Source organism: Brevibacterium luteolum (genome assembly GCF_025147615.1).
Classification (GTDB): Bacteria; Actinomycetota; Actinomycetes; order Actinomycetales; family Brevibacteriaceae; genus Brevibacterium; species Brevibacterium luteolum.
This window is the reverse complement of the sequence record NZ_JALXPM010000040.1, coordinates 1-26,321: the sequence shown is the minus strand read 5'-3', so window position 1 is coordinate 26,321 and position 26,321 is coordinate 1. Positions and strand designations below refer to the sequence as shown.

The window sequence follows — 26,321 nt, the reverse complement described above, 5'->3', positions numbered from 1 at the left end:
AAAGCGTCTACGCAGGCTGCGTGACGTGGTTCAAGTGTCCACAACTTGCGGGGAACCCCACCAGATCAGATGTCACCTATCCATGCGACAGTCCCCTTCCTCCTCGTTATCGGTATGTGCCTGAAGCGGCTGCGCAGAGCTTACGAGCGCATCGGCATGCGTCGCAGCTGACTCCCAGCACTCCGCCATGTGTGGCCGTCTCCTTCCCTCGCAGGCGCAAAACGTAGCTAGTGTGGCTCGCTCAAGACTCGCACTCTGTACGCCCTCGACATGAAGGGTCCAACGCGTACCTCTCCGACGATCTCGATCACGCCTGCTGCCTGCAACGCGGCGGCGAATCCATGGTTCTCTGACCAGTCCTTCAAGAAGACCTCCCCGGGAGCGGGCACATAGCCGTACTCGAAGAGATCGATGGAAAGAACCACATCCTCGCCAGTATCGGCGTCAACCTGAGCGAGGGACGCCTGAGCTGTGTCGTACTCGATTAAGCCGGTCATCGTAAATTGCGGATAGCGCACAGTGATGTTCTCGTTGATGGTCTTCCAAGCCATGGTGGTATCTCCCGGTTGTGTTGAACTGTCAGCTCGTCTCCCGGCTCGCCCACGGCGGCTCCCGACTGGCGTCTAGCGCAGGCCCTCGAACGGGTCGACGAGGGTGTGCACACCGTGCGTCGGGCAGTAGAAGGCGATGCGCATCCCGACGCCGGTCGGCATGAGCTCGGGCTCGCAGTCACCACCGCACTCAGCACACGTCCTGTACTTCTCGTCCTCACGCCCGAACGGATCATCCATAAGAGTCATCGCTCCCACTGTGTCGCGTCCAGTCGATGGTGATCGTGTCAGCCACTTGTTCGAGGTTGGTTATCCGGCGTCCATTGCCGACGCGATGGAGCACCACGGTCATCAGGGCGCTCACGACCGCTCGGCGTCGAGCGAGGGTCGCGGTCTCCCACCACAAGCGCGCGTCGTCGCTGTCAAGAACATCGGCCAACGGATCTGAGCGCACGGCCAGAGCGATCTGGTCGTTGACGATCCGGAGTTCGGCATCCAGATCGTCGAGAGCCTCTTCAGCCGCCTTCGGGCTCATCTTCCCCTTCGCGATCAACGTGGCGATGCCCGCATCGCGGCTCTCGAGCTCGATGCGTCGCGCGTGCAGGACGGCGAGGTCTGGCCGCTCTGCGCGTGGTGCCAGTAGATCGTGGGCATCGGGCTTAGACAGACGCTCGATGCAGATCTCCTTGATGAACTCGTCGATCATGGCGCCCTTGCGTACGACGTGACCCCGGAGGCAGCGGTACACGGCGTGATACTGCCTTGGCGCCTTGCCGGTGCCGTCCTTGCGCGCGGTGGGGTGCGTGCTCGCTCGCGCTGATCGGATGGGGCCGCCGCATACGCCGCATACGGCGAGCCCGGAAAGTAGCCACTTTCTCGCTGTGCCGTTGTGGTTTGGTTTCACGCCTACGAGCCGGCTGCGTGCAGCCAGCAGGTGGTCGCGCTCGATGATCGACTCCCACGCCCCGGGAATGCAGTCCTCGATGGCGACCTTCGCGAGGTCGTTCTGGCCGGTCGGCTGCGTAGGGGGGAAGGAGAGCTGAGTAGTGCGGGTTGATCAGCACGCGCCGGACCGTGGACGTGTGCCATCGGCTGCTCTCGCGGGTCGCATATCCGTCCGAGGTGAGGTCGTGGGCAATCTGGCCGAGAGGAGCGCCTGCGACGAACTCGGCGAAAATCCTCCGAACCACCTTGGCCTCGTCGGTGTCGATCTTGAAGCGCGTGCCGCGGTCGTCACGGTCTGGCGCATGGACCCATCGGTATCCATAGGGTGTCCTGCCGGCCGACGGGTGGCTTTGCGGCGGTCAAGCGAGTATCGCTTCGACCGCTGGGTCTTGACCCAGACCTCGCGCTCTGCAAGAAGCACCAGTTGCTTGAGGAGGTAGTCGTCTCCTCCCACTGTATCGACGCCCTCTCGGATGGCGACGACGCGCATGTCGCGCCTTGGGGGCCGGACATCCAGAACGTCGGTCAGAGCGCGGGTGAGGCGGGAGGCCTCTGTGACGATCAGAGCGTCGAAGAGGCCCGCGTCGTAGTCCCTGAGCATCTGAGCCCAGCGTGTCTTCGCGCCGCGGCTCTTGCTCCCGCTGGTGTCGTCGTCTACGTACTCGTCGATGATCATCCAGCCACGCCTGCGAGCGTCCTCTCGACCGTCGGCGAGCTGCTGCTGGATGCCGACGGGTTCCTAGACGGACTGACGGGCGTAGAGGGCTGCCCGTAAAGCAGTGGAGGTCCGTCATGGGGCAAGTCTACTCAAGTACGTCTGAAAGGGTAGATGGTCGCCGTTGTTGGTATCGCGGTCCTTGCTGCGGTATCCGTTGTTCGACGGGTCGATGAGGCGGTTGTCCATGGTTGAGGCCAGTGTCCAGTCGACCTCGCAGACCGATCCGGCGCTGCCTTCTTCATGGTCGTAGTAGCCGGGGTTGTCCGGATCCTCTTCACACGGCACAGCGATCTTGTCGGTGACGGTGACCTTGACTGTCAGAGGTTTAGTGCTGTCGCCGAGGAGTTCCTTGTTCCCGGTCGCATTGAAGCTTGCCGAGCTGTTCTTCGGCAGGATCTGGTCCTCGGTGATGTTGCAGGAGAAGGACTTCTTGTCATCAGCCAGCTGCGGCTCGACGAGATTCGTGAGCTTCTTCTTCTTGTACTCAGGCGGCGTCGCACCGGCTGCTGGGCTGACAAGCGTGTTGGTGCCGGTGAACTCGGCGTCGTCGTTGCCGACGTAGGCGATCGTTGCGTTGACGTCGGTGAGGTAGCTCAGCGTGCCGACGACGATGCGGAAGGTCGGTGTTCCCGACTCGTCCCACCCGTCGACGCCGGGACGACTTCCGGTCCAGCCGTCGACGGCGACATCGGCGCCGTGCGTGAGTTCCTTCTGCCGGTCGACGACGTCATTGGCTCCAGGGTGCAGGGTCGATTGGCTGGCCCAGGTGAAGTCATCGAAGCAGGTGACCTGGCCGTCGTTGGTGGGCTCGTTGTCAGAGGTGTCTGTGGCAGCAGCCGAGATACCGACTCCGGAGAGGAGCAAAGCGGCGCCAGTTGCTGAGGCAACAGCAAGTGATTTGACCGATTTCAGGATAGTCATGCGTAGGACGTACCTTCCGGGAAGCGCAGGACGCGAGCGGCCGAGACAGTAGCCACAGAGCGAGGTGCAGAAACCTGCGAATTAGCTAGACATATGTTTAATAATCACGAAGATATATTCATATATGTCAATACTATGGCGACGCGTTTTGCCAGGTCATCGCGTTGCAGCGCGAATGCCTCCCTGGGATCGGTTCTGAGGCGAGGTCATCAGCGCAGACGACAGCGCCTCCGGTTCGCACGAAACGAACCGGGGGCGCTGGTCACCTCACCCGAGTCTCACCTCGGGAGCGGAATGATCAGAAGTTGTGCGGATCCTTGGCCCGGGGGTTGCCGAACTCGTCGACACCCTCTTCCTCAGCATCAGCGTCGAGATCCTCGACCTTGGCAGCCGGGACGGGAGCCTCGGAGACCTCGGTGACCGGGGTCTGGCGGGATGCCGGGGTGGTGCCGACCGGGCGGGCGTCGGCGGGGCGGTTGCCCTCCAGCGGCGTCGACCACGGGTCTTCGACCGGCTGGGCCTTGCGCCACACGAAGTAGGCGACACCGGCCAGGCCGACGAGCACGAGCATCCACAGGAACACCTTGGTGCCGGTGCCTATGCCGGACTTCGCGGTCCGCTTCTCGATGTCCTTGCCGGCCTTCTTCAGGGCCTTCTTGGCCTTCTTCACGGCCTTCTTGTCGCCGGTCAGCTTGGTGGCGATGTCCTCGATGGCCTTCGGAGTCTGGGCCGAAGCCAGGGCTCCGGCAGCACCGGCGGCCAGGGCGCCTGCGCGCTGGGTGGCGTCGGGAGCCCAGTCATCGGCCACGCGCTTCTTGGCGGTGGCCAGGCGCTCGCGGCTGTCTGCGCTGAGCGAATCGAACTGGTCGGCCACCTGGTCAGCGACGGCGCCGAACTGCTTGCGGCCGTCCTTGCCCAGCTTCTCCAGGCGGGGGCGGAGATCCTTCTCGAAATGGTTCACATCGGGTCGCACTTGGTCAGCAGCCTCCTTGAGCTTCTTCGACACTCGACGCAGCTTCGGCGCATTCTTCGCCGCACCGCCGCCGACAAAGGCGTTGGCCTTCTCCAGTGCCGGTCCGGAGGCTTCGATGGCCTGCGCAGATCCTGCGCGCACTGCATCACCGACTGCGACGGCAACATCGCTGACCTCGTGGAGCAGGCGCTGGGACGTGGGCTGGGTCTTCTTCTTGAACATCTCACCCTCCGGAATCGGTGGATTCATTCTGTGACTTCAACGTTACCCCCAGTCTAGAGGCTGAGCTAATCAGTGCGGCGCCCGGGTGGGCGTCTGAACGCTGACAATTCGCCTAGGATTCCCGCCGGTGACGGTGGGCGCTCCGCTCCCGAGGCGGTGGGCGCGTGCGTGCGTTCGTGACAGAATGACGTCTATGAGTATTGCAACGCAGCAGGCAGTCCTGCACACGAACAAGGGTGACATCGTCATCGACCTCTTCGGCAACCACGCCCCGAAGACCGTGGCGAACTTCGTCGAGCTCGCCGAGGGCAAGCGCGAGTTCACCGATCCGCAGTCCGGTCAGCAGGTCACCCGTCCGTTCTACGACGGACTCGGCTTCCACCGCATCATCAAGCAGTTCATGATCCAGGGCGGCTGCCCGCTGGGCACCGGCACCGGCGGCCCCGGCTACGTCTTCGACGACGAGATCCACCCCGAACTGCAGTTCAACAAGCCCTACCTGCTGGCCATGGCCAACGCCGGCAAGCAGATGGGCCGCGGCACCAACGGCTCGCAGTTCTTCATCTCGACCGTGGAGACCCCGTGGCTCAACGGCAAGCACACGATCTTCGGTGAGGTCGCCGACGAGGACTCGAAGAAGGTTGTCGACGCCATCGAGGCCGTGCCGACTGGTCAGGCTGACCGCCCGACCGAGCCGGTCGTCATCGAATCCGTCGAGATCCGCTGATCCCAGTCCTTCTTTCACCGGCCCCTGATCCCCTGTGGACCAGGGGCCGGTCCCGTTCACTGCCGTCCATAGGATGTGGTCATGTCAGTTCCTCCGCATGAGTCGCCGGAGCCCGGCAACCCGCGCCTCGGAGGCAGCGGGCCGGGCTCTCCCCAGCCTGGGTCTGGCCACCCCGGTCCGTTCGCGCCGGGCCCCTCGGCGCCGGGTCCGCCGCAGGGCATGCCGGGCAGGAACGCCCGCAGGCTGCCGTCGACTCCGGTGACGTACGGCCTCATCGGGGCATGCGTGATCGTGTGGCTGCTGCAGCTGCTGACCGGTGACTGGATCCCGCGGATGTTCGGCTTCGCCGCCTACTGGGCGGTCTCCGAGCCCTACACCGCGCTCACGACAGCCTTCATCCACGCCGGCAGCATGCACATCATGTTCAACATGGTCGGGCTGTACTTCTTCGGCACGTTCCTGGAGCGATACACCGGCTCAGGGTGGTTTGCGCTGCTGTATCTCTTCAGTGCATTCGGCGGTTCGCTGGCGGTGTTCGCCCTCGCCCTTGCCGACGGCAGTCCGCAGGCCCTGCTCACGGTGCACATCGGCGCCTCGGGAGCGCTGTTCGGCCTCGTCGGCTTCGTGGCCACCCCCACCCGTCGACTCGACCGGAACCTCACCGGGGTGTTCGGGTTCGTCGCGATCAACGCGGTGCTCATCTGGCTGGTGCCCAACATCTCCTGGCAGGCTCACCTCGGCGGCTTCGTCACCGGCTTCGTCTTCGGCTGCGTGTACTTCTTCGCCCCGCAGCGTCTGCGTGCGCTCAGTCTGCTGATCCTGACAGCGGTGGTGAGCGCAGCCGGGTTCGCGGCACTCGTCTGGGTGCCGGTGACGGTCTAGGTGTCCTCGGAGACCATCGGGTCACCGGGCCCCAAGAGCTTGATCGCCAGGTGAAGGATGAAGTGGGTCACCGGCCCGATCACGAAGGCGAAGACGATCGTGGCGATGAACAGGGTGCCGCCGAGCAGCCAGCCGATGAGCATGACAGCGATCTCGATGGAGGCGCGCACGACCGTGACCGACCCGCCGGTCTTGAGGACGAGGCCGGTCATGAGCCCGTCGCGCGGGCCCGGCCCGAAGTTCGGAATGATGTAGAGCACCGTGGCCACGGCGTTGATGAGGATAGCGAACGCGACGAAGACGATGCGCAGCCACAGCTGTTCCGGTGCCGGGACGATGAACAGGGTCAGGTCGATGAACAGGCCCACAAGCAGCGCATTCGACAGGGTGCCCAGACCCGGGCGCTGCTTGAGCGGGATCCACAGCAGCAGCAGGAGGAACGACAGGATCACGACGACGAGGCCGATCGAGATGCCGGTCAGCTTCGACAGGCCCTCGTGCAGCACGTCCCAGGGCATATTGCCCAGCGTCGACCGCAGCATGAGCCCGGCGGAGAACCCGTAGAGGAACAGCCCGACGTACAGTGCCGCCAGGCGGATGGGCAGAGGGTGGTGAGCTAGAAGACGGAAGTATCCGGCCGGTTTCGCCATTCCCTTAGCGCCATCGTGTCGACATCAGGAGCCCGGCGACGAGGATCGAGAAGCCTGCGACGAGGTTCCAGTTGCCCCAGGCCTCAACAGGCCAGGCGCCCTGAGAGAGGTAGAAGACGACGAGCCAGGCGAGGCCGAGCAGCAGGATGCCGACCATGACGGGCACGAACCAGCGCGGGTTCGGCTTGGTCACCGTCGAGGTGGTGCCGTCGTAGGTCGAGGTGGTGCGGCCGGTCGACCGGGACGTGGACCGGGAGGTCGAGCGGCTGGTACGCGCCTTGCTGCGCTTGGCGGGGTTGCCGGAGCGGGCGGCCTTGCCGGACTTCTCGTCCTTGGCGTCGTCGTCGGCGTCAGCCTTCTTCGAGGTCTTCTTGCCGGCAGCGGTCGCGCCGGCCGGCTTAGAACCGGTGGACTTCTTCTTCGCTGCGGTGCTCTTCGCCGGTGCCGTGTCCTTCTTGGGCGGCGTGTCCTTCTCGTCTGCAGTGTCTGCAGTGTCGACGTCGGTGGCCTCAGCGGTGTCGTCGATGTCGAGAGTCTCGTCGTTCAGAGTCTCTTCGGTCGTCTCGGCGGCCTTGGGGCTCTCCGTGTGGCGCGAGGTGCGGTGCGCTTTGCGGTTACGGCTCGACTTGGACACGTTTCTCCTCCGGTGGACAGACCAGGCCCGGCGAGGGGCCTGCGGATGCTGTCCCTGGGTGCATGTGGGGGTTGGACAACAACCAAAGTCTACTCGAGGAGCACTGCTGTGCACATTGCCCGAAAGCCAGCAGTTGTGCGGGGGTGCTCGATCAGAGGATGCGGCCGTCGTCGGTGATGACCGACCCGAGCCGGGCCGCACTGTTCCGGGCCGCGCTGCGCCGCCGGCGCGCCTCCGGGTGGAATGTCACCGGGGTGGCGTCGAGCACCCGGTTGACCATGACGGTGAGGAACCGGCCAGGGGAGAGCCAGTCGGCGACGACATCGTCGCGGACGCGGGCCTCAGGCAGGCGGTCGATGATCGCATCGAGGTCCCCGCCGGGTGCCAGCTGTGCGGCGTCGTCGAACAGGGTGCCGCTGGCTCTCGGGTCGGTGTAGTCGAAGATGATGATGCTGGTGGCGTGGTAGGCATCGTCCTCCTGCCCGAGCTTGCCGACGAGGTCGAAGAGCCAGTCGGCAGTCGCCGGAGCCGTCTCCAGGATGTCCGAGCGCAGTCCGAGCACGAAGCCGAGGGCGGCCAAGGGGTGGCGCAGCCGCAGGTTCTTCGCATCTCCGTAGGACTCCTCGACGCGGTTGGCGGCGTTCTTGCCATAGGAGGAGTCCATCCGCTTCGTCGAGATGAGCAGCTCGGGCCCGGTCGCCCAGTCGGTCATCATGACATCGACCTGTTTGAGGTAGTGCTTGCCGAGGATGTTCGCACTCGCCGCCGTCGCACCGGGAATCGCGGTGCGCTGGGCCAGTCGGGCGGTGAGGGCGTCGCGTTCGGCTGCCGGCAGGCCGGCGAGCAGCTTGGCGATCGGGGTCGGCAGGATCCGCGGATGGGTCGCCCGCGGCCACACGGCATCGGGGTCGAAGCCGGCGCGGCGCAGCTCATAGGACAGCCACACATCCAATGCCAGGGCAGGCACACCGGTCTGGCTGCCGGCCCGCAGCAGCAGCGGCACGCCGAGCAGCCGCTCCAAGGTCGGGACGTCGGGGGAGAACCGCAGCCTGCCGTCATCGGTCGTCGTCCACGGATCGGCGTGCTCACCGTCAGGTGCGGCCTGGGCGATGATGTGGTCGAAGAGCAGCCAGGCGCGTTCCTTCGCACTCGTCTCAGCGGCCACTGGCACCCCTGACGGTCCGTCGGCGCACCATCTCATCTCTGGCCTGTCGCACGTCGTCGAGCTCTCGTGCGCTCAGGTGCTCGGGCTCAGACAGCAGCACGGCATCAACGAGTGCGGATGCCTCGGCCAGCCGGCCGGTGTGCAGCAGCCGGGCGACGCGCGGGCGGATGGCGGCCAGCGCTTCGGCGGCGGAGGCGATGAGCGCAGGGGAGGGGACTGCCCAGCGGTCGGCTTCCTTGGGTTCGAGTTTGAGGATGCCCCCGCCGTAGCTGCGGCCGACGATCTCAGCGTGCAGCATCGTCACGGCGTTGAGGCTGGCCAGCGGCAGCAGCTCACTGCCGAGCTCACGGTGCTCCTCGCGCAGATACACCCCGTGCACGGAGTTGAGGTGCCGGGCGCGGGCGCTGTTCGTCGTCAGGCGGGGAGTGTCGGCGTTCATGCACGTCAGCAGCAGATCGGCAGGCTCCAGCAGCGGCACCCGGTACCAGGTGCGGCGCACCCGGCACTTGTAGGCCTCGTGCACACCGGTGCGCTCACCGGCCTCGATGTAGGCCGCCGCCGCAGCAGAGAGCGGTTCGCGCGGATAGAACAGCTGCGTTGCCTGACCCTCGCCTGCCAGCCGGCGCAGCTGTGCAGGGGTGAGGGAGAGCCCGCGCAGATGCGAGCTGCCGGGCGGAGAGACGCGCATGAGATCACGGGAGGTCAGCCCGAGTTCGGCGGCACGGGAGGTCGAGAGCGTGAAGTACTTGTTGTTGCCGGTCACCGTGCCCAGCGTCGTATCCCCCCAGGTCTCCAGATCGCAGAACCGCCCGGCCTCCATCTGCGTCTGCAGGGCGGTAGTCGCTGCGGGGCTGACGAGGCTGTCGATCCACTTGGCCGCCGGGTCGACCGGCGTCCACTGCTGACCGGGCGCCAGGGCAGTGAGCTCTGAAGCCGCACGGGCCTGCCGGATCGTCGCATGGGCGCTCGGGCCCTCCTGGTAGCCGTCGGCCAGCAGCAGGACGACCTCGGTCTCAGCACCTGGGAAGACCTGCTCTTCGAAGAGGACGAGTTCGACGCTGCGGAAGCTCTCGAACAGGAAGGTGCGCACCGGGGCGGCATAGTTGACGGTCAGCAGCTCGGCCGGCAGCACGAGGCCCAGCCGGCCGCCGGACCGCAGGAACAGAGCGGAGTGGATGGTGAAGGCCGCCCAGCTGGAGGCCAGCCCGGACAGGGCGACCCCGCCGCGCAGCGCGGCCTCCCGGGCGCGAGCCCGGCTCTCACCGGTGAACCCCTGATAGCGGATGAACGGCGGATTGCCGATGACGGTGTCATAGTCACCGGTCGGCGGCAGGCGGAAGAAGTCGCTGACCTCGATATCGGCCCGGCCCCCGGCAGCGGTGACGCGGGCACGGCCGATCTCCGCGCTCTCGGGATGGATCTCCACCCCGTGAACGGTCGGGGTGCTGGCGCGGGCCGAATCGAGGGCCGTCAGCCGCCGGTGGGCTGAGAGCAGGAACGCGGCATCTCCGGCAGAGGGCTCGAGCACCCGGTCATCCGGGGAGCGGACCGCCCAGGCGGCGATGAACTCGGTGATGTCGGCAGGCGTGAAGAACGCACCGCGGGCCTTGCGCAGGGCGGAAGTGTCAGCCGGCGAGGCTGCGGGCATGGACGTCACCTCTCCATTATCGATCATCGCGCTTCGAAATCCCGACCCCGCGGCGTGTGCTGCCTGCCGGTGGGATCGCCTCCCAGTCAACACCTCGGCACTGACATCGACACCCGGGCGCTGTCGCACGCCGTCACGGCGCGGTCGTCACTTGGCCGCCTGTCGACGCGCTGGGTACATTGGAAAGCACACACGACACTGCGCCGGCAGGCGGTGCAGAGGGCGGAGCACAGCAGAAGTGAAGAGACTCTTCGGACACCCGATGGTATTCATCGTGCTGCTCATCTGCGGGCTGCTCATGGCCACCTCGGCGAAGACCTCCGACGGCACCCGGCTGCGCACCGAGGCCTCAACACTGCCCGACATCGTCAAGGAGCGCTCCGACCAGGGCCGCAAGCTCGAAGAGAGCGTGGCCGAGCAGCGCCGCACCGTCGAGGAGCTGCAGCGCCGCTCCGGCTCCGACGAAGCCGATGAAGCGCAGAAGTTCGCCGATGCGCTCGCCGCCGAGGCCCGGGCAGCCGAACTCACAGGCGAGGGTGTCACCGTCACCCTCGATGACGCGCCGCGGGAGTCGATGAACCTTCCCGGCGTATCCGTCAACGACCTCGTCATCCACCAGCAGGACCTCGAAGGCGTCATGAACGCGCTGTGGGCCGGCGGGGCGAAGGGCATGTCCGTCCAGGGCCAGCGCATCGTTGCGACCTCCTCGGTCCAGTGCGTCGGCAACACCCTGCGGGTCAGCTCGCAGGTGTACTCCCCGCCGTATGTCATCGAAGCCGTCGGCGACCCGGACGCACTGCGTCAGGCACTCAGCGACTCTCCAGCTGTGCAGGTCTATCAGCAGTACGCCGAGCGCTTAGGATTAGGGTGGAAAGTCGAGACCGGAACGCTGACCCTGGATGCCTATGAGGGCGCGTTCGACCTCTCCCAAGCAAAGGTGAAGCAGTAGTGGATCAACCGATGTCGCGCCGTGAGCGCATCGCGCAGGAGCGCGCTGACGCAGCCCGGCAGGCCGGCAATGGTGCCGGTGACAGCGGAACCGCAGCCGCCTCCGGCACTGCAGGGGCACCGACGAGTGGGGCAGCCCACACCAGCCCGCGCCCTGTCATCAAATCCGCCTCTCGCCACTCCGAGCACAGCTACGGCACCCCGAGCGTCGCCTCGGCGACGGCCTATGGGGCCACTGCCCCGCAGACCGAGCCGATGCCGAGGGCCACTCGGCACGCTGACTTCGACACCGTCGTCTTCGGCGATGAGCCGCCGCGGGCCCGCACAGCCCGCAAACCCAAGCCCGAACGCGAGCCGCTCGGCCCGGTGCGCGGCACCATCCGCGCATTCGGCGAACTGTGCATCACCGCCGGTCTCATCCTCATCCTGTTCGTCGTCTGGCAGCTGTGGTGGACCGACATCGCGGCCAACGAGGACAACCGCAACCTCGCAAACGAGCTGACCACGCAGTGGCAGGACAACCCGCGCAACGAGCTGCCCGAGGATCCCGACACCCCGTACGTCAGCGATCCGGCCGATCTCAACTCTGCCTTCGGCATCATGTACATCCCCCGCTTCGGCGAGGACTACTACCGTACGATCGCCGAGGGTGTCTCGCTCGAGCCGGTGCTCAACCGGATGGGCCTGGGCCGCTACCCGAATGCCGCGATGCCCGGGGAGGTGGGCAACTTCGCGATGGCCGGCCACCGCGTGACCTACGGCAAGCCGCTCAACCTCATCGCCGAGATCCGCCCCGGCGACGAGGCGATCGTGCAGACGGCCGACGGCTACTACACCTACACCTTCGTCAACTTCGACATCGTGCTGCCGGACCAGACCGAGGTGCTCGCCCCCGTACCGGACATGCCGGACTACAAGGGCAAGGACCGGATCATGACGCTCACGGCCTGCAACCCGATGTTCTCGGCCCGGGAGCGCTACATCGGCTACTTCGAGCTCACCGACTGGCGGCACGCGAGCGAGGGCCCGCCGGACTCCATCAAGGACTCCTCGGCATACAAGAAGGCAGGTGCGACTGACTGATGTACGAACTCATCTGGCGGATCCTGCCCGGCAACTGGTTCTCCAAGCTCATTCTGTCCCTCGGCCTCATCGCCGGGGCGTGCTACCTGCTCATGCAGTTCGTGTTCCCCATCGTCGCCCCGTACATGCCGTTCAACGAGGCGACGATCGAGGAGGAGGGCGACCACGCCCCGGCCCGGCCCGGTGAGGGCGGCGAACCCGGCGTCGAAGAGCCCGGACAGGGCGGCTGATGGCGCGCATCCTCGTCATCGACAACTACGACAGCTTCGTCTACACCCTGGTGAGCTACGTCCGCGAGCTCGGTGCCGAGACGACGGTGATCCGCAACGACGATCTCACCGCGCCCGAGGTGGCGGGCACCCTGGCAGAGTACGACGGGGTGCTCATCTCCCCGGGTCCCGGAGCCCCAGCCGATGCCGGTGTGTGCCCGCAGGTCATCGCCCACTGCGCGGACATCGGTCTGCCGGTCCTCGGCGTGTGCCTGGGCCATCAGGCGATGGGCGAGGTGTTCGGGGCGACGGTGTCGCACTCGCCGGTGCTCATGCACGGCAAGACCTCGCAGATCACCCACACCGGCACCGGCCTGTTCGCCGGCTGCCCGAGCCCGCTGACCGTCACCCGCTATCACTCCCTGGCGATCGTCGACGAGACCCTGCCCGCGGACGTCTTCGCCGTCACCGCGCAGACCGCCGACGGAGTCATCATGGGCATCGAGCACCGCAGCGCGCCGGTGTTCGGCGTGCAGTTCCATCCCGAGTCGGTGCTGACCGAATGCGGGTACCAGATGATCGGCAACTTCCTCGCCGCCTGCGGGATGCCTCAAGCGGCTGCGGCCGCCCGGGATCGTGCACCGCAGCTGTCGGCCCGCAGCTGAGCTCGGTCCCACCCGCAGCTGAGCTCGGTCCCACCACGCACTGGGCTGGGACCACCACGCATTGGGGTGAGTCCGGAATGCGCTGAGCCGTGAATGCACTGACCGGCCGAGGGATTCCCGGCCGGTCAGTCGTCTCGCACAGCTCAGCTGGTGAAGCCGAAGCGTCCGCGCATGCGGTTCAGGGCGTCGTCTGCGACTTCGTCGAGCCGGTTGCCCGGGTCGAAGGTGTTGTCCGGCCACGGCCATTCGATGCCACCGCCGTCGCCATCGTCATCGTCCTCGGTCGGTGTCGGCGACGGAGTCGGGGTCTCGGTCGGCTCCGGCGGGGCCTTGGCGATCGTGACGGTGATGGTGGCGTGCTGCTCGACCTCCTCACCGGCATCAGTGCTCTGCTTGAAGACCTTGCCCTCTTCGTGATCGGCGGTCTCCTCTTCCCTGACGTCGCACTCCAGCTGGTAGTCGTCGCTCTTGAGCGCGTCGCAGGCCTCCTGCTCGGTCTTGCCGAGCACATCGGGCACGTCGATCCGTCCGGTCGAGAGCACCAAGTCGACGTTAGAGTCCTTGTCGACCTCGGTGCCGGCTTTCGGGCGCGTCTCGATGACCGTGCCGGGTTCGACATCCGGTGAGTTCTCGTCGATGTTGTTGCCGGCCTTGAGGTCGGCATCGTTGATGCGCTGGCGGGCCAGCGACTCGGTCTCCCCGGACACATCGGGGACGGATACCACGTCGGGGCCGGTGGAGACGTAGACCTTGATGGTGTCGCCGTGTTTGACCTGGGAGCCGGCCGGAGGATCGGTCTTGACGACATTGCCCTCCTTGATCTCATCATCGGCGATCGGCTCACGATCAGGTGTGAGGTTCTGGTTGATGAGGTAGCTGTCGGCATTATCGGCTGAGCGGTCGCGCAGATCTGCCAGCTCGAAGGTCACCGGCTCCCGTTCCTTGGTGGCGTTGTAGACCCACAGACCGAGCCCGGCGAGCACGACGGCGACAAGCGCAGCACCGATCCACATCCAGGTCTTGCGCTTGCGCTCCTTCTCCTCATCGACACCGTCCTCGTCCTCTGGCACGGTGGCGACGGCATTCGTCATCGGCGCGGTGTTCATCGCCTGGGTCGGCATACCGGTGGCGTAGGCCGGCTGCGGAGTGCCGATGCCGGCTGCGGCCGCCCCTAGCCCGGCACCGGCCAGAGCCGCCGGTGGTCTGAACATCTGGGTGGCGTCATCGGCATCGCCGTCGAGCGAAGTCGGTCGGCCGTCGCGCACGGCAAGGACGTCCTCGCGGAAGGTGAAGGCATCCTGGTAGCGGATGTCGCGGTCCTTCTCCAGGGCGTGCATGAGCAGCCGGTCGAGAGCAGGCGGCACCTCGGGATTGAACTCCGAGGGAGCCTTCGGTCGTTCGCCGACGTGCTGGTAGGCGACCGCGAGCTGCGAATCGCCCTGGAACGGCGGCCGGCCGGCGACGAGTTCGTACAGCAGGCAGGCGGTGGAGTACAGGTCGGAGCGGGCGTCGACGATCTCGCCGCGCGCCTGCTCGGGTGAGAGGTACTGGGCGGTGCCGACGACCGACTGGGTCTGGGTCAGGCTGCCGGTGTCCTCCAGGGCGCGGGCGATGCCGAAGTCCATCACCTTGATGTCGCCCTCAGGGGTGAGCATGACGTTGGCGGGTTTGATGTCGCGGTGGACGATGCCGTTGCGGTGGCTGTACTCCAGCGGGCCGAGCACACCTGCGGTGACGTCGAGGGCCTCGCGGATCGTCAGGCTGCCATGGGTGGAGATGACCTCGCGCAGCGTGTGCCCCTCGACGTACTCCATGACGATGAAGGGCACCTGCACGGTCGAGCCGCCGGATTCGGAGAAGACCTCCTCACCGGAGTCGTAGACGGCGACGATGCCGGGGTGGTTGAGACCGGCGGCCGCCTGCGCTTCACGCTTGAGGCGGGCGTGGAACGACGGGTCACGGGCGAGGTCAGAGCGCAGCAGCTTGATGGCAACACGACGGCCCAGGCGGGTGTCGAGGCCCTCGTGGACCTCGGCCATGCCGCCACGTCCCAGCAGCCGATGCACTTCGTATCGGCCGGAGAGTATCCGCGGTTCGCTCATGCTGTTCCTTCTCGTCTGTCAGTTTCCGCCGCGGCCGGAGTTCTGGCCCGGTCCGCTGCCGTTGTTGCTGCCACCGCCGTTGCCTTTGCCACCGCCGTTGCCGTTGCCACCGCCGTTGCCGTTGCCACCGCCGTTGCCGTTGCCACCGCCGTTGCCGTTGCCACCGCCATCATCGCCGCCGTCGCCACCATCATCACCGCCGTCGTCCGGTGGCTGGGTGGGCTCAGGTTCGGGTTCCTGCGTCGGCTGCGGGTTGCGCGTGGGCTCACCTTCCCGCGTCGGCTCCGGGGCGCGGGTCGGCTCCTGGCGCTGCGGTCCTTCCGACACTTCGATCGTGACGGTGTCACCAGGGGCAAAAGTGTAGCCGTTGCTGCCCTCGCGGACATCGACGACCGTGCCGGCAGACTCGTTCGAGGTCACCATCGTCGACCTGACCTTCAGTCCCAGCTGCTCGAGGTTCGAGGTCGCCGAGGCTTCGGAGAGGCCGATGTAGTCGCTGGGCTTGATGGTGATCTCCTTCTGCGTCGGCGTGGCCGTCGCCGTCGGAGCAGGATCCGGTTCATCGTCCTTTGGGCCGAAGAACAGCCAGCCGATCCAGGCGAGACCGGCCAGCAGCAGGATCACCAGGATCGTGATGATGACCGCCGGGGCCTTCGACTTCTTCTCGTCCTCCTCGGCCTCCGGGTCCTCGGCGAGCTGGCCGTCGGGCCCATACGGGGCGACGGCTGAGGCACCGGTGTGGCTGCCCGGCTGGTAGGCACGGGTCTGCTGGGTGGCCGGCATGACGCGGGTCGAGGAGTCCTCAGGCTGGCTGAACACGCGGGTGACCGCCTCGGAGGCGGCTGCCGCGGCCGCTCCGGCGGCGAGCATCTGCGGGACCGCCGCCTCGGCTGCGGGCACATCGCCGTTCATGAGGGCACGCGCCGCGGTCGCCAGCGCCGCACCGGAGGCCGGGCGCTTCTCCGGCTGCTTCGACAGCAGCGAGTCGACCAGCCGGCGGACCGGTTCGGAGACCGTCTCCGGCAGCGGCGGGTGCTGGCGGTTGACCTGCGCGATGGCGATCTCGACCTGCGAGTCGCCGGTGAACGGGCGGTTTCCAGCCAGCGCCTCGTAGGCGATGATGCCGAGTGAGTACAGGTCCGACTTCGGTGTCGAGCCCTTGCCGGTCGCTTGCTCTGGGGCCAGGTACTGGGCGGTGCCCATCACCTGGCCGGTCTTCGTCAAAGGCGCCTGGTCAGCGACCCGGGCGATGCCGAAGTCGGTGATCTTGACCCGGAAATCCGGGGTGATGAGCAGGTTGCCGGGCTTGACGTCGCGGTGGACGACCCCGGACATGTGCGCAGCATGCAGCGCCTGCGCAGCCTGCGCGATGATCGAGAGCGTATCGGCCTCGCTCATCGGGCCGCGGTCGAGCAGGGCGGCCAGCGACTCACCGGGCACGAACTCCATGACGAGGTACGGTGAGCCGTTCTCCTCGCCGTAGTCGTACACGCCGGCGATGCCGGGATCGGACACAGCACCCATCGAACGCGCCTCGGCCCGGAAGCGGGCGAGGAAGCCCTGATCGGACAGGTACTCGTCCTTCATGATCTTCGCTGCGACCTCGCGTTCGAGGACGGTGTCGCGTCCGCGCCACACCTCGCCCATGCCGCCGACGGCGATCCGGTTGGTGAGCTCGTAACGGCCGCCGAGCAGCGTGCCTGGTTCTGGCCTCATGAATCCATCACCGCTTCCATGACTGATTTTGCGATCGGGCCCGCGACGCGTCCACCGGAGGCCTCATTGCCGGCATTGCCGCCGCTTTCGACGACGACTGCCACGGCGACCTGCGGGTCGTCTGCCGGGGCGAAGGAGGTGAACCATGCATGCGGTGCCCTGCCCTTCGCGTGCTGTGCCGTGCCGGTCTTCGCTGCGACATCGACACCGGGGATCTTCGCGGCGGTGCCGGTTCCCGAGTCGACGACGTTGACCATCATGTCCGTCAGCTGACCGGCGGTGTCGCTGCTGATCGGGTTGGAGAAGGTCCGCGGCCGCGGCTCCTCGATGAGATCGAGGGTGCGGGCGTTGCGGATCTGGGAGATGAGCTGGGGCTGCATGAGCTCTCCGTCGTTGGCGATCGCTGAGGCGACCATCGCCATCTGGATGGGGGTGGCGCGCACTTCGAACTGGCCGAGGGACGACTGGGCGAGCTGCGGTTCGTTGACATCGGAGGGGAACGACGAGGCGGTGACCGCCAGCGGCATGTCGAAGCTCTCCCCGAAGCCGAACTTCTTCGCCTGCTCATTCATCGCCTCAGCACCTAGGTCCATGCCCAGCTGCGCGAAGGTCGTGTTGCACGACTTCGTCAGCGCATGGTCGAGGCTGGCGGTGCTGCCGTTGCCGCAGGAGGCGCCGCCGGCGTTGCGGATCGTCGCCGAGGTCTGCGGCAGGTCGAGCACGGTCGGCGAGGGCAGCTCGGAGTCCTTGGTGTACTGCCCGGATTCGAGCGCGGCAGCAGCGGTGACGAGCTTGAACGTCGAGCCCGGCGGGTAGAGGTTGCCGCCGATCGCCCGGTTGTAGGCCGGGTTGGCGTCGTTGTCGATGAGCGAATTGTACGCATCGAGGGCGGCATCCCGGTTGTGCGTGGCCAGCGCGTTGGGGTCCCAGCCCGGCGTCGAGACCATGGCGAGGACCTTGCCGGTCTTCGGGTCGAGGGCGACGGCGGCGCCGCGCTGGCCGCTCAGGCCGTCCCAGGCGGCCTTCTGGGCCTTCGGGTTGATGGTGAGTTCAACGGCGGCGCCGGCCGGCTGCTGGCCGGTGAGCAGGTTGGAGACCTTGTCGTAGAACAGCGCGTCGTCGGTGCCCGACAGCAGCCCGTTCTCGGTGCGCTCGAGCCCGGAGGTGCCCGAGGTGATGGAGAAGTAGCCGGTGAGGCTGGCGTACATCTCTGCAGACATCCCCTCAGCGCCGTACTTGCGCTGGAACTTGTACGGGTCGTCGACGGGTTCTGAGTAGGCGATCGGGGTGCCGTCGACGAGGATAGGCCCGCGGTCGCGGGAGAGCTCGTCGAGCAGCGTCCGGTTGTTCAGCGGATTGTCCTTCAGTGACTGCGCGGCGAAGTACTGTACGTAGCTTGTTGAGCCGAACAGCAGCGCGAACATCACGAAGCCGACGACGGCCAGGTGCTTGAGTGGGTTCTTCACTGGCTCTCACCTCCGCGCTGGAAGTTCGTCGTCGGGGTGTCATCGGCGTCGATTCCCGCGCCCGAGGCGGGGGTGGGGTGCTGCTCGCCGGTCGCGTACACCTCGGGAGGGGTCACCGGTGCGTCACCGGGACGGCGGACCTTGCGCTTGGAGCGCAGCCGGCCGAGCGTAGAAGCGAGAGCCGATTCGTGGGCCTCCTCCTCGTCGCCGGGCTTCTGGATGGTGAGCACGCCGGTCTGGAACTCCTCGGCCGGGCGGCGGGCGTTGTCGCTCATGCGCAGCATCAGGCCGATGATGATCCAGTTCGCGATGAGCGAGGAGCCGCCGTAGGCCAGGAACGGAGTGGTCAGGCCGGTGAGCGGGATGAGCCGGGTGACGCCGCCGATGACGATGAAGCACTGCAGGGCGATGGTGAAGGACAGGCCGGTGGCCAGCAGGGTGCCGAAGCCGTCGCGCAGCTGCTGGGCGATCTTCATGCCGCGTTCGAAGAGGACCACGTAGAGCAGCAGGATCGCGAACATGCCGACGAGCCCGAGCTCCTCGCCGAGGGAGGCGTAGATGAAGTCGGATTCGGCATAGGGCACGATGTGGGGCCGGCCGTTGCCCAGGCCCGCGCCGGTCAGTCCGCCCTTGGCCATGCCGAACAGGCCCTGTACGAGCTGGTAGGACCCGCCGATCTCACGGTTGTACATGTCCGGATTGAGCGCATCGAGCCAGCCGTCGAGGCGCTGCTGGACGTGGCTGAAGATGCGCGAGGCGATGAGCGCACCGGCGGTGAACATGCCCAGGCCGAGGAAGATCCAGGCCTTCTTGCCGGTGCCGACGTAGAGGACGGCGACGAAGAGGCCGAAGAACAGCAGCGAGGTGCCGAGGTCGCGCTGCAGGACGAGGATGCCGACGCTGGCGACCCAGGCGATGATGATCGGCCCGAGGTCGCGTGGGCGCGGGAATTGCATGCCGAGGAATTTGGGTCCGGCGAGCACGAGCTGGTCGCGGAAGCTGACGAGGTAGCCGGCGAAGAAGATCGCCAGGCAGATCTTGGCGATCTCACCGGGCTGGAAGGACATGCCGCCGATGCCGATCCAGATGCGGGCACCGTTGATGGTCTTGCCGAGGCCGGGCACGAGCGGCAGCATGAGCAGCACGAGGGCGGCTAAGCCGGTGAGGTAGGTGTAGCGGCGCAGCATCCGGTGATCGCGCAGGAACGCGATGACGAGGGCGCACAGGATGATCCCGAGGGTCATCCAGATGAGCTGGGAGACGGCGGCATTCGATTCGCGACCGGCGGCGGTCTTGGCGACGTCGATGCGGTAGATCATCGCCAGGCCGAGGCCGTTGAGCAGCACGGCCAGCGGCACGAGGACGGGGTCGGCGTAGCGGGCCCGCCACCACACGATGAGGTGCAGGGCGAGGGCGAGGGCTGCCAGCCAGCCGGCGTACTGGTAGACGTTGGCGGGCACGGTCTGTTCACTGCCGAGGCCCACGAGTGCGTAGGCGCCGGCGGAGATGACGACGGCCAGCGCGGTCAGCAGCAGCTCGGAGATCCGCAGGGCCTGCGGGCTCCGGTGCCGCTGGGGCGTCGTCGCGGCCGGGGAGAGTGCGGGAGCGTCAGGTGCGTAGCTCATGCTCACCCGCCCGTGTCCGAGGACCGTTCGGGCACGCCCTGACCCTGCTGGTCGGTGCTGTCGGGGTTCGGTTCGCCGGTGTTCTTCGGCGGCGGTGCCGGGTCCGTTGAGGTATCGGCGGCGCCGGCGCTCATCTTCTTCGCGGCGTTCTGCTCGGCCTCATCGCGCAGGTTGCCGACGAGTCTGTCGGCATCGGCGCGTGAGCTGGCCGGAATGGTCTGCTCGATGCGGCGCTGCGAGTACGCCGAGAGGTCATCGACGCGCACCTCGGTGGTCTCGTCGAGTTCGGAGAGTTCGATCGGCCCGAGCTTCTGGGCGATGCCGCGGTAGACAGCGACATTGCCGGCGTCGGCGGCGACGTAGTACTGCCCGCGGATGAAGGTGTAGCCGACGACGCCAGCGAGCACGAGTGCTGCGAGCACGGCGATGGTGACGATGATGCCGAGCAGCGGGCGGCGCCTGGGTCTCTCATCATCGTCCCAGTCCTCGTCGTGACGGGCGATGTCCTCGTCGTGGCGGGCGATCTCCTGGGTCTCAGCGACGGTCGCGGTGCGCGTGCCGCGACCGCGGGCAGCCGAGCCAAGATCCCCGGCGGCGGTGGCCCCACCGGGACCAGCGGCCGTGCCCGAGGCGCCGATCGCCGCGGCAGGTGCGCCGTTGTCGGGCGGGTTGACGGTGTCGAGTGGGTGGGTGGCGGTGTTCTCCTCGCCGATGGTGTCGAACTGGCCGGTGTCGATGAGCTCGGTGGGGGTGTCCTTCTGGCCCAGCAGCGCGAACTGCGGGTTGTCGCGCACGGAGCCGACCGATTCGCCGCTGGTGGTCTCAGCGCTGTCGTCGGCCGCGACGACATCGCCGATGACGACGGTGATATTGTCTGCGCCGCCGCCGTCGAGGGCCATTTCGACGAGCCGGTCGCAGCAGGCGCCGGGGTCGTCGACGGTGGCCAGGGTGTGCTTGATCTCGTCGATGTCGGCGAATCCGGTCAGCCCGTCCGAGCACAGCATCCACCGATCCCCGATGCGCGCCTCGCGGATCGACATATCGAGTTCCGGTGCCGCGCCGACGTCGCCGAGCACGCGCATGACAACCGAGCGCTGCGGATGCTGTTCGGCCTCTTCGGCGGTGATGCGGCCTTCATCGACGAGCATCTGCACGAAGGTGTGATCGTGGGTGGCGAGGTCGAGTTCGCCGTCGCGCAGCAGGTAGCCGCGCGAGTCGCCGATGTGGGCCAGAGCCAGCTTCGAACCGGCGCGCAGCAGCGCAGTGACAGTGGTGCCCATTCCGGCGAGTTCGGGCTTCTCGGCCACCGAGTTGGTGATGCGCTCATTGGCGTCGAGGATCGCGGTGCGCAGCGCTTCGGAGGCGTCGTGTTCGTGATCGTCGGCATCGAGGTCGGAGAGCCGGGCGACGGTGATCGCCGAGGCGACGTCACCTCCGGCGTGCCCGCCCATGCCGTCGGCGATGAGCAGGAAGTTCGGCCCGGCATAGCCGGAGTCCTGGTTGTTCTTGCGCACCGCGCCGACGTGGGAGCGAGCGGCTGAGCGCAGCATGATGGGGTGGGGACTGCTCACGAACGTAGCTCCATGGTGGTGTGGCCGACGGTCACGGCGGTGCCGGGGGAGATGGGGATGGGGCTGGACAGGCGCTGTTCGCCGATGAAGGTTCCGTTGGTGGAGCCGAGGTCCTCGACGTACCAGCGGCCGCCGGAGGGGACGAAGCGGGCGTGATGGCCGGAGGCGAAGTCATCGTCGAGCACCAGGGTGTTGTCACTGGAGCGGCCGATCGTGATCGGCGCGGTGCCCAGCGCGATGACCATCCCCTGCAGCGCACCGGAGGTGACGACGAGGGAGTGGGGCTGCTGCGGCGCGGCAGCAGGCGGGTGGTGTGGCTGCGAGGAGGCCGAGCCGGCAGGCGCAGCAGCGGGGCTGCCAGCGGTCTTCCGGCTGCGTCGGGACGCTCGATTGCGGCTGCGACGTGGGCCGAAGAGGTCTTGGCGCAGGACACCGGCGATGAGGAAGACGAAGAGCCACAGCAGAACGAAGAATGCCAACCGCAGCACCAGGACGGTGAACTCGCTCATCAGCCTCCCATTTCCCGGTGCCGGAACAGCACCTCGGTGTCGCCGGCGGTGAGCCGCGCCCCATCGGTGAGCATGACAGAGGTGATGCGGCGGCCGTCGAGCAGCGTGCCGTTCGTCGACCCGAGGTCGGTGGCAGTGGCGTGGCCGTCGCGCACGGTGATCTCGAAGTGCCGGCGCGAGACGCCGGAGTCGTCGAGGACGATGTCGGCGCTGTTCGACGAGCGGCCGAAGACGGTCGTGCCCTCGCCGAGACGGTAGCTGCGGCCGTCGATCTCAGCGCTGCACTGGATGTTCGAACCCGGTCGCGGATGGCCGGCGGCACTGGATCCGGCGCCTCCCGGAGCTGCGGCACCAGGGCGGGCGGCGCCTCGGGGGCGGCCCATCGCTGGGGCCGGGGCGCCGGCGTAGGCGGGAGCTTGTTCGTAACCGGTGGCCTGCGGGGCGACCTGCGGGTTGGGGCGCGAGGAGGTGTGACCGGTGCGCTGCTCCCATTCCTCGGCGACGATGGGGTTGGCGCGGCTCTCAGGGTCGTAGCCGCCCCGGTTGGGCGGCTGCGCGGCCGGCGAGCCGTCGGGGCGCAGCGTGTTGGAGCGCACCCGGTAGATGCCGGTGTCGAGGTCTTCGGCGCGTTCGAAGCCGACGTTGATGGGGCCCACAAAGCTGTAACCCTGTTCGACGGCATGGTCGCCGACGACCTGGCGCAGATCGCGGCGCAGCTCGGCCTGGATCGGCTCGAGGCGGTCGAAGTCGTTGGCGGAGAGTTCGATCGTATAGCTGTTGGCTGTCAGCGTGCGCCCGCGGGAAACGACGGCTGCGCGGTTGTCGGACTCGGTGCGCAGTGCGCCGGCGAGTTCGACGGGCTCGACCTGGGAGCGGAAGGCTTTGGCGAAGGCGCCGTTAACGACGCGTTCGATGCGGCGTTCGAAGCGATCGAGTACGCCCATCCGGTGCCTCCTCTCCTGCCGGCTGCGGCACGTGGGCTGCGGCAGCGGGTCGTGCGGTCGGTTCTGCGTGCACGTTGAAAGGATCAGCGTGCGAGCTGTCAACACTCCATGCTAACGCGAGACCGTGTCAATCACATGCCGACTGTGCTGAATATCTGCCCAGAATGCCATACCGCTGTCGCGCCGGAGGTGGGCTTGTGCGGTTCGCACCGGTTGTCCCGGCCCTCGCCGCAGGGCGGTCTCAGCTGTGTCCTGCGCCACCGGATTGGCGCTGCCGCGGGCAGGGTGTTAGAGTTTCCTGGTGCTGCTCGCGCGAGTGGCGGAATTGGTAGACGCGCTGGCTTCAGGTGCCAGTGATCGCAAGATCGTGGGGGTTCAAGTCCCCCCTCGCGCACGTTGGGAAAACAGCCCCTCACCAGGCGAAACACCTCGGTGGGGGGCTGTTTCGCATCGTCGGCGGTCCGTGTTCCGCGCGCCGTGCTGCTGCGCGTCCGTCCCGTGCTGCTGAGAATCCTCTTTGCCGCACGCGACGCACCCCGATAGCGTGTGAGCAACCATGACAACGATGTCTGCTGATGAAAGAGGTGCCGCATGGTGGAGAAGTCCGCGTCGGTGACGGGCAGGGCGCTGCTGCGCGGAGTGCGGGTGTTCGATGGGGAGGACTTCCTCCCCCAGCTGCAGGACGTGCGCGTTACCGATGGGGTGATCGAGTCGCTCACCGCGACCGAGGCCTCGGCAGCGGAAGCGGATTCACCGGCCGCCTCAGGCGCGGATGCTGCCAGCGGCGACCTCGAGGTCATCGACGCCTACGGCCACACCCTCACCCCGGGCATCATCGACTGCCACGTCCATGTGTGCTTCTCCGATGCGGGATCGCTGACCGCCTTCACCGAACCGTTCTCACTGCAGTTCTACAAGTCCGTCGTCCACCTGCAGCGCACCCTGCAGGCCGGGGTCACCACTGCCCGTGATGCCGGCGGCGCCGACGCCGGAGTGCGTCACGCTCTGCAGACCGGGCTCATCAGCGGTCCCGACCTCCGCCTGGCGATCTCGATCATGTCCCAGACCGGCGGGCACGGTGACGGGCAGATGCTCTCAGGCTGCTCGATGCCGATGCTCACCAGCCATCCCGGCCGACCCGACGGTGTCGCCGACGGGCCTGAGGGGGTGCTGCGGAAGGTGCGAGAGATCCTGCGCGCTGGCGCCGATCAGATCAAGATCTGCTCGACCGGCGGGGTGCTGTCGCCGACTGACGATCCCCGGCACTCACAGTTCACCGAGGAGGAGATCGCCGTCATCGTCTCCGAGGCGCACGCCCAGGGCTCCTATGTCATGTCCCATGCCCAGGGGACCGAGGGGATCAAGAACGCGCTGCGGGCTGGGGTTCGTTCGATCGAACACGGCATCTACCTCGACGACGAGTCGATCGAGATGATGCTCGAGGCCGGCACCTTCCTCGTTCCGACTCTGCAGGCCCCGATGTCCGTCATCGCCGCCGCCGATGCCGGTGCACCCCTGCCGCCAGCTGTCGTCGACAAGGCCCGGCGGGTCGCTGAGACGCACGCCGCTTCGATCGCCGCCGCCTACGAGGCCGGTGTGCAGATCGCGATGGGCACCGATGCCGGAGTCGGCGAGCACGGGCAGAATCTCGAGGAGATCGAGCTGATGATCGCCAACGGCATGGCCCCTGTCGATGCGCTCGCCTCCGCCACCTCGGTCGCGGCACGCCTGCTCGATGACGAGAACATCGGGCGGATCGCACCCGGTCAGACAGCTGACCTTGTGCTCTTCGACACCGACCTGCGTGACGGCGGAGCCGAGAAGATCCGCCAGCACACCATCGGTGTGTGGCAGGCCGGTAGGCGCGTGCGGTGACGCACCGCCCGCCGATCGGCGGGCGTCATTCTCTGTGCCACCCTGGCTTCTGCACGACCCCATCCCTGCACCTTTCACAAGGAGACCCGATATGACTGCTGAGCCCACCGCCGCACCGCTGACCGTCAGCGACGAACTGCGCGCCTTCCTGCGCGAGCTGCGCCATGACCTGCACGAGCATCCCGAGCTCGGCACCGAACTGCCGCGCACTCAGGCGAAGGTGCTCAAAGCGATCAGCGACCTCGACGGCTTGGAGATCACCACCGGTGAGCGCCAGTCTTCGATCATCGTCATCCTGCGGGCTCCTGACTCGAGCGCTGATACCCCGCTGGTGCTGCTGCGCGGCGATATGGACGGGCTGCCGGTCGAAGAGAATGTCGACATTCCGTGGGCGTCGAAGATCCCCGGTCGCATGCACGCCTGCGGCCATGACATTCACACCGCTGGCCTGGTCGGCGCGCTGCGGATGCTGCATAAGCGCCGCAGCGAGCTGTCCTGCGATGTGCTGTTCATGTTCCAGCCGGCCGAGGAAGCCTACGTCGGAGCGAAGTGGATGATCGAGGACGGGCTGCTGGAGGCGGGTGGCAAGCCGATCGAAGCCGCGTTCGGCGCCCATGTCTACTCTGGGATGTTCGCCCCGCGCACCTGGCATCTGCGCCCGGGCACGCTGATGGCCGGCTGCGATGAGCTGCGCATTGTCATCCGCGGTCGAGGCGGGCACGGTTCAGTGCCGCACCTCGCTCTCGACCCGGTGCCGGTGGCCTGCGAGATCGGCGTCGGCCTCAACACGCTCGTCGCGCGCCGTTTCGGCCCCTTCGAACCGGTCGTCGCGACCCTGGGATCGCTGCAGGCCGGCACTGACTCGGTCATCATCCCGGAGACCGCGGAGATGAAGATCTCGCTGCGCTCCTTCACCCCGGAGACGAAGAAGCGGCTCTTCGCCGACGTCCAGCAGCTGGCCGTCTCGATCGCCGAGGCCCATCAGATGACGGCGGAGATCGAAGCGATGCCCGACTATCCAGTCACCGTCAACGATGCCACCGAAACCGCTTACGCCTGCCGGGTCATCGACACGGTCTTCGGCGCGGGCTCGTGGACGGAGATGTCCGAGCCGCTGACTGGCTCCGAGGACTTCTCGCATGTGCTTGCCGAAGTTCCAGGCGCCTACGCACTCGTCGGAGCCGAACCCTACGGTGACGCGAACGAGACGAATCACTCGCCTCGGGCCTCGTTCGGCGACACGGCAATCGACGACGTTGCTGAGTTCCTTGCCAACGCCGCCTGGCTGCGGGGGGGTGTGAGCACACGTCTTAGCGCCGGCGCTCGCTAATATTGAGCGTCTCGTGTGGCGCGCCGCCAGTTCAGCCCGGAGTTTTGCATGTGATTGTTCGGGGTCCAGCAGCCCAGCGCCGCAGTTCTTGATGTTGAAGATCCGCCGATGCACTTCTGAACGCCACGCGGCAGCTGCCTCATCTGGTTCTACTACGCCGCGCTGTTCTACGAGGCTGCGCACTTCTCGCCGGATGACAGCCGCTCGAGCCCGCCGACTCAGGGCGAGCAACGTTGCTTCAA

General features: G+C 67.1%; 25 protein-coding genes, 1 tRNA gene and 1 pseudogene. 9 read left to right on the top strand and 18 right to left on the bottom strand.

Translation table 11 applies throughout. From position 1 onward, the window contains the following. Positions 1–227: 227 nt before the first annotated feature. The 7 genes and pseudogenes from M3C25_RS10200 to M3C25_RS10175 all read right to left on the bottom strand — a co-directional run bounded on the left by M3C25_RS10200 (position 228) and on the right by M3C25_RS10175 (position 4,357). On the bottom strand, positions 228–551 hold the full coding sequence (locus tag M3C25_RS10200; RefSeq protein ID WP_259835587.1) for a hypothetical protein: 324 nt from the start codon (positions 549–551) through the stop codon (positions 228–230). A gap of 72 nt (positions 552–623) precedes the next feature. After that, positions 624–800: a hypothetical protein gene (locus M3C25_RS10195; protein ID WP_259856352.1), complete on the bottom strand. Its 177-nt coding sequence runs from the start codon at positions 798–800 to the stop codon at positions 624–626. Continuing rightward, positions 784–1,257 carry a hypothetical protein gene (locus M3C25_RS10190; RefSeq protein ID WP_259835582.1) on the bottom strand — a complete coding sequence of 158 codons (474 nt, stop codon included), beginning with the start codon at positions 1,255–1,257 and terminating at the stop codon, positions 784–786. The genes M3C25_RS10195 and M3C25_RS10190 overlap by 17 nt, the downstream gene beginning before the upstream one ends. Further along, positions 1,211–1,741: a recombinase family protein gene (locus tag M3C25_RS13180; RefSeq protein WP_375545121.1), complete on the bottom strand. Its 531-nt coding sequence runs from the start codon at positions 1,739–1,741 to the stop codon at positions 1,211–1,213. The genes M3C25_RS10190 and M3C25_RS13180 overlap by 47 nt, the downstream gene beginning before the upstream one ends. A 164-nt stretch (positions 1,742–1,905) precedes the next feature. Then, a pseudogene (locus tag M3C25_RS13175) lies at positions 1,906–2,172 on the bottom strand (recombinase family protein); the annotation flags it as partial. Positions 2,173–2,286: 114 nt separating this feature from the next. Next, positions 2,287–3,135 (bottom strand): hypothetical protein, encoded by an 849-nt coding sequence (locus M3C25_RS10180; RefSeq protein ID WP_259856349.1) that lies wholly within the window; start codon positions 3,133–3,135, stop codon positions 2,287–2,289. A 298-nt stretch (positions 3,136–3,433) separates the two neighbouring features. Then, positions 3,434–4,357 carry a hypothetical protein gene (locus tag M3C25_RS10175; protein WP_259835576.1) on the bottom strand — a complete coding sequence of 308 codons (924 nt, stop codon included), beginning with the start codon at positions 4,355–4,357 and terminating at the stop codon, positions 3,434–3,436. A gap of 166 nt (positions 4,358–4,523) precedes the next feature. Between M3C25_RS10175 and M3C25_RS10170 the strand changes: the two genes are divergently transcribed. After that, positions 4,524–5,057 (top strand): peptidylprolyl isomerase, encoded by a 534-nt coding sequence (locus tag M3C25_RS10170; RefSeq protein ID WP_102163232.1) that lies wholly within the window; start codon positions 4,524–4,526, stop codon positions 5,055–5,057. 81 nt (positions 5,058–5,138) lie between these two features. Further along, complete coding sequence (locus M3C25_RS10165) at positions 5,139–5,939, top strand: rhomboid family intramembrane serine protease (RefSeq protein ID WP_259856347.1); 801 nt, start codon at positions 5,139–5,141, stop codon at positions 5,937–5,939. Here M3C25_RS10165 and yczE read toward each other — a convergent pair. The 4 genes from yczE to M3C25_RS10145 form a co-directional block, all read right to left on the bottom strand. After that, a complete protein-coding gene (gene yczE / locus M3C25_RS10160) occupies positions 5,936–6,589 on the bottom strand; it encodes a membrane protein YczE (RefSeq protein WP_259856338.1) in 654 nt (217 codons plus the stop codon). The two genes, M3C25_RS10165 and yczE, sit on opposite strands and share 4 nt — an antisense overlap. A 4-nt stretch (positions 6,590–6,593) precedes the next feature. Next, positions 6,594–7,223, bottom strand: coding sequence for a cell division protein CrgA (locus tag M3C25_RS10155; RefSeq protein WP_259856336.1), 630 nt, complete (start codon positions 7,221–7,223; stop codon positions 6,594–6,596). A gap of 151 nt (positions 7,224–7,374) precedes the next feature. After that, the gene (locus tag M3C25_RS10150; protein WP_102163229.1) at positions 7,375–8,388 is read right to left on the bottom strand and encodes a hypothetical protein; all 1,014 of its coding nucleotides are present in this window, start codon (positions 8,386–8,388) and stop codon (positions 7,375–7,377) included. Beyond that, entirely contained in the window at positions 8,378–10,036 is a 1,659-nt protein-coding gene (locus M3C25_RS10145; RefSeq protein ID WP_259856334.1) for an HsdM family class I SAM-dependent methyltransferase, read from the bottom strand. The genes M3C25_RS10150 and M3C25_RS10145 overlap by 11 nt, the downstream gene beginning before the upstream one ends. Positions 10,037–10,274: 238 nt before the next feature. Here M3C25_RS10145 and M3C25_RS10140 point away from each other — a divergent pair, with 238 nt between their 5' ends. Genes M3C25_RS10140 through M3C25_RS10125 form a run of 4 tightly spaced genes read left to right on the top strand, consistent with a single transcriptional unit; the run spans position 10,275 to position 12,941 of the window. Beyond that, positions 10,275–10,985, top strand: coding sequence for a DUF881 domain-containing protein (locus M3C25_RS10140; RefSeq protein ID WP_204514229.1), 711 nt, complete (start codon positions 10,275–10,277; stop codon positions 10,983–10,985). After that, a complete protein-coding gene (locus tag M3C25_RS10135; protein WP_259856332.1) occupies positions 10,985–12,067 on the top strand; it encodes a class E sortase in 1,083 nt (360 codons plus the stop codon). The genes M3C25_RS10140 and M3C25_RS10135 overlap by 1 nt, the downstream gene beginning before the upstream one ends. Then, on the top strand, positions 12,067–12,297 hold the full coding sequence (locus M3C25_RS10130; RefSeq protein WP_102163227.1) for a hypothetical protein: 231 nt from the start codon (positions 12,067–12,069) through the stop codon (positions 12,295–12,297). Before M3C25_RS10135 ends, M3C25_RS10130 begins: the two co-directional genes overlap by 1 nt. Further along, on the top strand, positions 12,297–12,941 hold the full coding sequence (locus M3C25_RS10125) for an anthranilate synthase component II (RefSeq protein WP_102163226.1): 645 nt from the start codon (positions 12,297–12,299) through the stop codon (positions 12,939–12,941). The genes M3C25_RS10130 and M3C25_RS10125 overlap by 1 nt, the downstream gene beginning before the upstream one ends. A gap of 143 nt (positions 12,942–13,084) precedes the next feature. Here M3C25_RS10125 and pknB read toward each other — a convergent pair whose 3' ends face one another. The 7 genes from pknB to M3C25_RS10090 are packed head-to-tail and all read right to left on the bottom strand — an operon-like array spanning position 13,085 to position 22,874. Continuing rightward, complete coding sequence (gene pknB, locus M3C25_RS10120) at positions 13,085–15,043, bottom strand: Stk1 family PASTA domain-containing Ser/Thr kinase (protein WP_102163225.1); 1,959 nt, start codon at positions 15,041–15,043, stop codon at positions 13,085–13,087. An 18-nt stretch (positions 15,044–15,061) separates the two neighbouring features. Next, on the bottom strand, positions 15,062–16,759 hold the full coding sequence (locus M3C25_RS10115) for a protein kinase domain-containing protein (protein WP_102163224.1): 1,698 nt from the start codon (positions 16,757–16,759) through the stop codon (positions 15,062–15,064). After that, positions 16,756–18,225, bottom strand: a complete 1,470-nt coding sequence (locus tag M3C25_RS10110) for a peptidoglycan D,D-transpeptidase FtsI family protein (protein WP_102163223.1) — start codon at positions 18,223–18,225, stop codon at positions 16,756–16,758. The genes M3C25_RS10115 and M3C25_RS10110 overlap by 4 nt, the downstream gene beginning before the upstream one ends. Continuing rightward, a complete protein-coding gene (locus M3C25_RS10105; protein WP_102163222.1) occupies positions 18,222–19,850 on the bottom strand; it encodes an FtsW/RodA/SpoVE family cell cycle protein in 1,629 nt (542 codons plus the stop codon). The genes M3C25_RS10110 and M3C25_RS10105 overlap by 4 nt, the downstream gene beginning before the upstream one ends. Positions 19,851–19,852: 2 nt before the next feature. Next, the gene (locus M3C25_RS10100; RefSeq protein ID WP_311200532.1) at positions 19,853–21,421 is read right to left on the bottom strand and encodes a PP2C family protein-serine/threonine phosphatase; all 1,569 of its coding nucleotides are present in this window, start codon (positions 21,419–21,421) and stop codon (positions 19,853–19,855) included. Then, entirely contained in the window at positions 21,418–21,930 is a 513-nt protein-coding gene (locus M3C25_RS10095; protein WP_102163221.1) for an FHA domain-containing protein FhaB/FipA, read from the bottom strand. The genes M3C25_RS10100 and M3C25_RS10095 overlap by 4 nt, the downstream gene beginning before the upstream one ends. Beyond that, positions 21,930–22,874, bottom strand: coding sequence for an FHA domain-containing protein (locus M3C25_RS10090; protein WP_102163220.1), 945 nt, complete (start codon positions 22,872–22,874; stop codon positions 21,930–21,932). The genes M3C25_RS10095 and M3C25_RS10090 overlap by 1 nt, the downstream gene beginning before the upstream one ends. A gap of 310 nt (positions 22,875–23,184) precedes the next feature. Between M3C25_RS10090 and M3C25_RS10085 the strand changes: the two genes are divergently transcribed. From M3C25_RS10085 to M3C25_RS10075, 3 genes are all read left to right on the top strand, one after another. Next, positions 23,185–23,268, top strand: a tRNA-Leu gene (locus tag M3C25_RS10085). 197 nt (positions 23,269–23,465) lie between these two features. Further along, complete coding sequence (locus M3C25_RS10080; RefSeq protein WP_102163219.1) at positions 23,466–24,749, top strand: metal-dependent hydrolase family protein; 1,284 nt, start codon at positions 23,466–23,468, stop codon at positions 24,747–24,749. 91 nt (positions 24,750–24,840) lie between these two features. Further along, entirely contained in the window at positions 24,841–26,079 is a 1,239-nt protein-coding gene (locus M3C25_RS10075) for a M20 metallopeptidase family protein (protein WP_102163218.1), read from the top strand. The last annotated feature ends 242 nt before the right edge of the window (positions 26,080–26,321 follow it).